General features: G+C 68.6%; 1 protein-coding gene. It reads left to right on the top strand.

Translation table 11 applies throughout. The features are described 5' to 3' along the window. Nucleotides 1-63: 63 nt before the first annotated feature. Nucleotides 64-353: Ig-like domain-containing domain (locus AC6CHP_RS20760; RefSeq protein ID WP_498232063.1), on the top strand; the 290-nt coding region annotated here is incomplete at its 3' end.

The following is a 353-nucleotide window of genomic DNA, read 5'->3' as shown; positions in this document are numbered from 1 at the left end:
GGTGATACGGCGGCTCCCACGGTTACGGGAACGTCCCCGGCTGATGGGGCCACCGGCACGGCAGTGTCGACAAACGTGACCGCCACGTTCTCCGAGGCGATGAACACCTCGACCATCACCTCGGACACGTTCACCCTCAAGACAGGGACGACGGCGGTTTCGGCCGCAGTGACGTACAGCGGCACAGGCAACACCGCGACGCTCAACCCAGGCACCGACCTGGCAGCCGGCACCACCTACACCGCAACCGTCAAGGGCGGCTCCACCGGGGTAAAGGACGCTGCCGGCAACGCGCTGGCCTCGGACAAGACCTGGACCTTCACCACGGCGGCAGCGAGCGGCGGCGGCGGCGG

The organism is Pseudarthrobacter sp. GQ63, from assembly GCF_059758765.1.
This window is presented reverse-complemented; position numbering and strand designations above follow the sequence as displayed.